We start from the raw sequence: 6,956 nt of genomic DNA, 5'->3' as shown, positions 1-6,956 counted from the left end.
AGCACGGGATCTGGCCCGGTGTATGGCACAGCCCACCGCCTCGAAGCACAAACACCGTTCACCCGCCATACAAACCCCCAACACCTCCCGCACCGAGGCATGGCAGGAACTGGCGCAGGACGGCTGGCTCGACCTGCCCGACCCCCGGACAGCGCCGTTGCAGGTGCGGCTGCTGGATGACGCGGCGCTGAACCAGGCCCCGGGCCGCAGCGCCCGCCGACGCGCCGCCCACTGGGCCCTCAAGCCCGCCCCGCTCATCGTTGCCGCAGCGGCAAACCCCGCAGACCGCCTGACCGCCCTGGTCCTAGCCGTCCACACCACCGCGACCGGCCCCGCAGCCGACATGGCCGTCATTGCCCGTCTGTGCGGGCACTCCCCCCAGCAGACCGAAGTGCTGCTCGACCGGCTGGTCGCCGACCGCACCCTGGCGGCCTGGCACCATCAGCGCGACACCGACGAGGTGCACTGGCAGCCAGCTGTCCTGCACCGGCCCGCCTCCGGCTCCGGACTCGTCTGCGCACTGACGCCGCCAGGCTCGGCCCGCCTGCCCTGTGCCGTTCGGAAACTCGTCATTCCTGGTCAGGCGGCGTATCTGTACTCGTTGATCACGCCGCCGAGTATTCGGGTGCGTAGAATCCGGTGAGTGGACGGGCCGACCATGGGCGTCGGGTGCTCCTGGGCGAGGGGAGGGAGCTGTCCGCGAGCCTGGTGGGGGCGATGACCGTTGTAATGCTGGGCATAGGCATCGAGGACCTGCCGAGCGTGCGTCTCGTTCCAGATCAAGAGGTGGTCGAGGGCCTCGCGGCGCAGGGTGCCGATGACACGTTCGCAGTGCGCGTTCATCCGTGGGGACCGTGGCGCGGTCCTCATGACCTGGATGTCGTCGGCTTTGAAGACCGCGTCGAAGGACTCGGTGTACTTCGCGTCCCGGTCGCGGAGCAGGAAACGCAGCGAGTCCACCCGAACACCCAACTCGACGGCGAGGTTTCTTGCCTGCTGCACCGTCCAGGGTGCGGTGGGATGGGCGGTCACTCCCGCGATGTGCAGTCGGCGTGTGCCGTGTTCGAGGAACACCAGCGCGTACACCCGGCGCAGATCGACCAGGTCGATGTGGACGAAGTCGCAGGCGATGATGGACTCGGCTTGCGCGGTCAGGAAATGGCGCCATGTCGGATGGCTGCGGCGTGGGGCTGGATCGATGCCCGCCGCGGTGAGGATCTCCCAGATCGTCGTCGACCCGATCGGGTATCCGAGCCGGACCAGCTCGCCCTGAATTCGTCGACAGCCCCAACGTGGATTCTCCCTTGCGAGCCGCAGCACCAGAGCCTTCACGGCACCCGCCGTCGAAGGTCTCCCGGGCCTGCGTCGGCGCTTGCTGTAGTCCCACTTCCTGGCGATCAGCCTGCGGTGCCATGCCAACAGCGTCGCCGGCGTCACCGGGAACACCTGCGCCCACCGGCGCCGGGGGATCAGCGAGGACAGCGCTGCGGACCACAGCCGGTCCGCATGCTCGTAGCGCACCGGCCTCGTGAGCTGCCTGCGCAGCGCCGCGTTCTCGTGCCGCAGCACGAGCAATTCCGCGTTCTTGGCTGTGTCCCGGCGCAGCAGCACCGCCGGGACCGTGAGCAGCTTCCGAGTCACCTGGTATACGAGCGACACGATCACCCGAACAGGGTTCCAGCAGACTGTGATGCACGCCAGACCACCCGCGAGCAGGGGCGATGAGTTTCCGAACAGCACACCCACAGGCCGGGTTGGAGCGGGAAGGCTTCACAGTCACCAAGCCGCCGCGGACGTTCATCAGGCGCATCGGTGACGTCCGGCCAGCACAAACAAGAAATGGCCCTGCTCCTCATAGGCCACTACTCCTGCTGTGTGCCATTGGCCAGGCCGTGGCTGGTGCACCGCGCCAGCGCTCATGGTCGGATACGCGCGCCGCGCTGGCCCCGCTTCTGGAGAAATACGGGGATGTCCAAACGGAGCAAAGGCTGCCCTGTACCCGTTCAATGCGCTCGTCAATGATGCGCTGTGGGTTATCTCGCCGAGCGACGCTTCGGGGCTGGTACCGACAAGCGAAGGGCGCCGTCACACACTGGAATCACTGAATCGCACAAATCCGATGGCCGGATTGCCTCAGGCTGACGACCAGTTGTTGCAATCCCAGCCCGAAGAAGCTGCCGAAGCCGCAGCCGGGCTGCTTCTTCGGTACTTCTACCCGCTGCCAGCTGAACTCTTGGATGATCTCGGACTCCGTGAACTACTCACGGGCAGATGGGCCGATGCACTTACGCCGGGAGAGTGAATCAGCGCGCCCCGCCGCCTCGGACAGCGCCGCAGTCGTACAAGCCGACCGACGATGGACGCCATGACCAACCGGGCGATCTCCGGGCCATGAGCACACCGCAGCCGCCCGGCTGGGCGCACTGCGGGCACGGCGCTGACCCCGCGACCGACCCGGTTGGCTGCCTATGAAGCCCAACCGTGATCGACAAGTGCGGCCCGTGGCGTAGCCGCACGCTAAGAGTAGCTAATGAAGAGGAGGTCAGTTCATGTCGAAGCGAACGATTGGCTCTCTCGAAATCCACACTTTCCCCCTGTCTCCAAAGGACTTTAATCCTCTCTCCGCGCCGCAAGAGGAACTTGCGCATCACGGGTTTCCGAGGCGGCCAGATATCGTAGAGATGCCGGATGCGGCAGCCAAATGGGTCTCGGCGCTTCGCCGCTACCCGCGGCTTGAGCACATCACACCGGAGTTTACGCTCATGAAAGATCGCCCCGGGCCCAACGTGAACATCCAGCCGAACGTGCCCATCCAAAAGGGAACGGAGGGACACGTTGACTCCACCTCAGACGTTTGGTCAGGCTCGGTGCTGTATGTTAGTAAAGAGGATCGGTTCATTTGGATCGGGGGCGCTTGGACAGTTCCGCATGCATACCAGAGCCCGAGCTCACCGGGCACCCAATACTCCTCGGTATGGCTTGGAATCGACGGCGTCCGCGAATCGAGAGACGTCATGCAGGCCGGCACAGAGACTGACTCCGACGGCACCTGCTACGCATGGTTCGAGTGGTTCCCTGCCAACACTATCCAGATCAACAACTTTCCAGTCAGCCCAGGCGATGTGGTCCACTTGCTCCTCTGCGCTACCAAACCCACGACAGCTTCTGTGTTCATTATAAATCTTACCTCGATGACCTACACTAGCTTCTCTTCCTCCGCGCCGCCCGGTACCTTTCTAGTCGGCAATTCTGCCGAGGCAATCGTGGAGCGCAGTACGGTGGGTGGGGTGACCAGCCAACTGCCCCGGTACGGCGAGGTCTTCTTCGATGACGTTATTGCCGGGACAGTCAATGGGCTCACATATCCCATCGGCTTGGGCACCCCGGTGCTGATGCTGGCTGACGACCTTAAGACGGTAATTTCGACTCCCATCTTCGAAGGGGATACGGACGCGCTCAAGGTGTCTTACACGGGACCCTAACCTGTGCCGTTCAGAAACCCGTCGCGGCAGGTCAGGCCGTGTACCTGTACTCGTTGATCAGGCCGCCAAGGACACGAGTGCGGACTAGCCATCGCCTGGTGCCCAGGTCGGTCAACGGCGCGGTCCGGTCGTCGGCGAGGGGAGGTAGTCGCCCTCGGGGCTGATGCGGGCGATGCCCGTTGTAGTGCCCGGCATAGGTCTCGAGAACGCGTCGAGCGTGGGCCTCATTCCAGATCAGCACGTGGTCGAGGGCCTCACGCCGTAACGTCCCAATGACTCTCTCGCCAGTGTGCGTTCATCCGCGGGGTCCGTGGTGCGGTCTTCACGGTTTCGACGTCCTCGGCCGCGAAGACCGCGTCGAAGGACGCGCTGTATGTGCCGTCCCGGTCGCGGATCAAGACGCGCAGCGACTCGAAACGCACGCCCATTTCGACGACAAGGTTGCGAGCCTGCTGAACCGTCCACCGCGCGGTCGGGTGTGCGATCACCCCAGCGACGTGCAGGCGACGCGTGCCGTGCTCAAGGAAGACCAGCGCGTAGACCCGGCGCAGGTCCACCAAGTCGATATGGAGGAAGTCGCAGGCGGTGATGGAATCGGCCTGTGCTGTGAGGAACTCACGCCACGCCGGCCCGCCGCGGCGGGGAGCCGGGCCGATGCCGGACGCCGTCAGGATCTCCCAGACCGTCGAGGCGCCGACCTTGTACCCCAACCGCGTGAGCCCGCCCTGGATCCTGCGGCAGCCCCAGCGCGGATTCTCCCGAGCCAACCGCACCACCAGATCCCTTACCACATTCGCGGTAGGCGGCCGCCCAGGACTGCTCCGGCACTTGCTGTAGTCCCATCTGCGTGCAACAAGCCTTCGGTGCCATGCGAGCAGGGTCCCCGGAGTCACCGGGAAAACCGCGTCCAGCGCCACCGGGGTATCAGCGAGGACAGAACCGCGAACCAGAGCCGGTCCGCCTGCTCGAACCGCACCCGGCCCGCAAGCTGCCCGCGCCGCACCGCATTCTCATGACGGAGCACCAGCAGTTCAGCATCCTGGGCCGCCTGCCGACGCAGCAGCACCACCGGGACCGACAACAGCTTCCGCGTCACCTGACACCAGCGAGACGATCACCCCGGCGTGTTCCCAACATCCCCGGTCTCGCCAGCCCCCTATGAGCAGCAGCGACGCATTTCTGAACGGCACAGGCCAGCCACTCAACCCCTACTCCCTGGTTTGACAAACCACCAGTAACGAGTACAGGTACACCACCGACTGCCCGCTACCCGCCCCTACCGCAGAATCGTGAGGCGGGGAGAGAGGTTGGGTGGTCAGTCGTTCAGCAAGTCTCGGGCTACCTCGACGTCAGTGATCAAGATGTTGATCCATCCACCCCGTGCCGCGCCGCGGATAGCGGCGACCTTGTCCATGCCGCCTGCCACTCCGATGCGGCGTTCCACCGCATGCAACCGTTCAGGCTCGATGCCGATGAGACGGTCGTTGAAGGGCGCGTCCACGGGATTGCCGTCGGCATCGAAGTACCGGGCGCAGACGTCGCCCACCGCGCCGAGCTTCTCGAGCTGCTGCTGGTCTTGGGCGGTGATGGCATTGCCCGAGCGGCGCAGCAGCGGTGAGGGGGCGAGGCTGCCGATGCCCAGGAGAGCCAGTGTGAGGCGGGACCACGCCTGCATGACCTCGGCCATCGCCGGCTCCCGTGACAGCAGGTCCCGCAACTCACTGCTGCCTACTAGGGCGGCGGACGGAGCGAACACCGGCCGAGCGCCAGTGAGTTCCGCCAGACGACTGGTCAGGCGGGTGGCGTGCAGCTGTACTTCCGGGCTGCCGGAACCGCCGACGATCTGGACGACCTCGTGTGCCACGGACGACGTCTTGGCGCGCATGACCTTGACCGACTCCAACAGGGTCGCGCTCCAGGAGGAAACGCCGATGACGTCCCCTCCCTTGAGCGTCGCATCGAGGTATGTAGCGGTTGCCGCAGCGAGCGCGGGAATGACATCGATCCCCGCGCCTTCCACCTCGACCACCACGGCGTCTCGCAGGCCGAACCGCTCCACGAGCGCGTCTTCGAGTTCGGCATGCACGCCCTCTGGGGGAACCACCACGGTGCGTACGACACCGCGGTCGACAGCTTCCTTCAACAGGCGGGAGATGCGCGGTTGGGACATGTTGAGATGCGCCGCGATCTCCGGCTGGCGTACTCCGCGCTCGTGGTACATGCGGGCTACTTTCACCAGCATCCGCATGTGGTCGGAGCTGGGAGTGGACGACGCTGCCGCCACCATGCCTCCATCCTCGTTCCTCCTGGCGGCCAGGCTGATTGCCGGGCTGCGTGTCTACGCCGCGCAACACCCTATCGCCGAGGGTTTGTGCGTGCTGCTGACAAGTGGCACGCACAGTCCCGTGCCTCAGCGCTTGGCGAAGACGCCGTACTCGTCGGCGTTCTTCTTGGTGATCAGCTCGCAGTCGATGGCCTGCTTCTCGGGCTGTCCGGTCTTACCCGTCTTGACGAACTTGTCCGCCTGCTCTACGGCACGCTCGGCACCCAGGGCGGCGGGCTGGAGCGCGGTCGCTCGCATGGTGCCGGCCTTGATCTGGGTGATGGCGTCCGGGCTGCCGTCGAAGCCGACCACGGTGACACCGGTTCGCTTGGCGGACTTCAGTGCGGCCACCGCGCCCAGGGCCATGGTGTCGTTTCCGGCGATGATCCCGCGGATCTTCGGGTGCCGCTGCAGGATGGTCTCCATCTTGGTGAAGGCTTCTTGCTGGTCCCAATTGGCCGTCTGCTTGGCCACCTGCTTCAAATCCGGGTACTGCGAGATGACGTCGGCGAAACCCTTGGAACGCACGTCGGCGTTGGTATCGGATTCCTTGCCGGTGAGCTCCACGTACTGGCCCTTGCCGTCCATCGCTGTGACGAACTCCTGCGCAGCGATCTGCGCTCCCTGGGCATTGTTCGACACGATCTGGGCCTTCGCGATGCCGGTCTGGTTGATCTCCCGGTCGATCAGGAAGACGGGGATGCCGGCCTTGGTGGCCTTACGGACGGGGCCGATCGAAGCGTCGGCTCCGGCGTTGTCCAGGATGATCGCGGCGGCCTTGCGGGAGATGGCGGCGTCTATCAGTTCGCTCTGCTTGTTGGGGTCGTCGTCGTGCGAGGCGACCGAGGTCTTGTAGCCGAGGTTCTCGGCCTTCTTCTTGGCGGCGTCCCCTTCCGCCTTGAAGAACGGGTTGTCCGGGGAGGGCGTGATGATGGCGACCAGGTTGCTCTTTGAACCGCTCTTGCTGGACTTCGAGCCGTCCGTCGAGTCGTCGGAACTCCCGCACGCGGTCAGTAGGAGCAGTCCTGCTGTGATGGCTGCGGTGGTGGTGACGAGTTGGTGGCGGGTGCGGTGGAACATTCTGGTCTCCTCACAACGGCGTGCGGATATGCAAACGGACAACGAGTCAGGGATAGGCTGAAGAGGTGCTG

The 6,956-nt window shown here is 65.1% G+C and carries 7 protein-coding genes and 2 pseudogenes; 2 read left to right on the top strand and 7 right to left on the bottom strand.

Features of this window, described 5'->3' with window-relative positions; translation table 11 throughout:
- Positions 1 to 643, top strand: a pseudogene (locus ACH4S9_RS33005) (hypothetical protein); the annotation flags it as partial.
- On the opposite strand, the gene ACH4S9_RS33000 reads toward ACH4S9_RS33005, so the two are convergent.
- A complete protein-coding gene (locus ACH4S9_RS33000) occupies positions 580 to 1,665 on the bottom strand; it encodes an integrase core domain-containing protein (RefSeq protein ID WP_398375207.1) in 1,086 nt (361 codons plus the stop codon). The pseudogene ACH4S9_RS33005 and the gene ACH4S9_RS33000 overlap by 64 nt on opposite strands.
- Before the next feature lie 884 nt (positions 1,666 to 2,549).
- Between ACH4S9_RS33000 and ACH4S9_RS32995 the strand changes: the two genes are divergently transcribed.
- A complete protein-coding gene (locus ACH4S9_RS32995) occupies positions 2,550 to 3,482 on the top strand; it encodes a G1 family glutamic endopeptidase (protein WP_398375205.1) in 933 nt (310 codons plus the stop codon).
- Between the two features lie 31 nt (positions 3,483 to 3,513).
- Here the strand turns inward: ACH4S9_RS32995 and ACH4S9_RS32990 are convergent, their stop codons facing one another.
- The 6 genes and pseudogenes from ACH4S9_RS32990 to ACH4S9_RS32965 form a co-directional block, all read right to left on the bottom strand.
- Entirely contained in the window at positions 3,514 to 3,723 is a 210-nt protein-coding gene (locus tag ACH4S9_RS32990; RefSeq protein WP_398375204.1) for a hypothetical protein, read from the bottom strand.
- A gap of 13 nt (positions 3,724 to 3,736) precedes the next feature.
- The gene (locus tag ACH4S9_RS32985) at positions 3,737 to 4,192 is read right to left on the bottom strand and encodes a hypothetical protein (protein ID WP_398375232.1); all 456 of its coding nucleotides are present in this window, start codon (positions 4,190 to 4,192) and stop codon (positions 3,737 to 3,739) included.
- Positions 4,193 to 4,210: 18 nt separating this feature from the next.
- Positions 4,211 to 4,375: pseudogene (locus ACH4S9_RS32980) on the bottom strand (integrase); the annotation flags it as partial.
- Complete coding sequence (locus tag ACH4S9_RS32975; RefSeq protein WP_398375203.1) at positions 4,372 to 4,578, bottom strand: hypothetical protein; 207 nt, start codon at positions 4,576 to 4,578, stop codon at positions 4,372 to 4,374. The pseudogene ACH4S9_RS32980 and the gene ACH4S9_RS32975, both read right to left, overlap by 4 nt.
- 219 nt (positions 4,579 to 4,797) lie before the next feature.
- On the bottom strand, positions 4,798 to 5,769 hold the full coding sequence (locus ACH4S9_RS32970) for a sugar-binding domain-containing protein (RefSeq protein WP_358842859.1): 972 nt from the start codon (positions 5,767 to 5,769) through the stop codon (positions 4,798 to 4,800).
- A 123-nt stretch (positions 5,770 to 5,892) separates the two neighbouring features.
- The gene (locus ACH4S9_RS32965) at positions 5,893 to 6,885 is read right to left on the bottom strand and encodes a D-ribose ABC transporter substrate-binding protein (RefSeq protein ID WP_361193463.1); all 993 of its coding nucleotides are present in this window, start codon (positions 6,883 to 6,885) and stop codon (positions 5,893 to 5,895) included.
- Positions 6,886 to 6,956: the final 71 nt, after the last annotated feature.

This window comes from Streptomyces sp. NPDC021225 (assembly GCF_044332865.1).
Lineage (GTDB): Bacteria > Actinomycetota > Actinomycetes > Streptomycetales > Streptomycetaceae > Streptomyces.
The sequence above is the reverse complement of the archived record's forward strand: the minus strand, read 5'-3'. Positions and strand labels throughout refer to the sequence as shown.

Coding starts and splice junctions, on each gene's coding strand:
- ACH4S9_RS32995 (WP_398375205.1), top strand. CDS start 2,550: ATGTCGAAGCGAACGATTGGCTCTCTCGAAATCCACACTTTCCCCCTG.
- ACH4S9_RS32970 (WP_358842859.1), bottom strand. CDS start 5,769: ATGGTGGCGGCAGCGTCGTCCACTCCCAGCTCCGACCACATGCGGATG.
- ACH4S9_RS32965 (WP_361193463.1), bottom strand. CDS start 6,885: ATGTTCCACCGCACCCGCCACCAACTCGTCACCACCACCGCAGCCATC.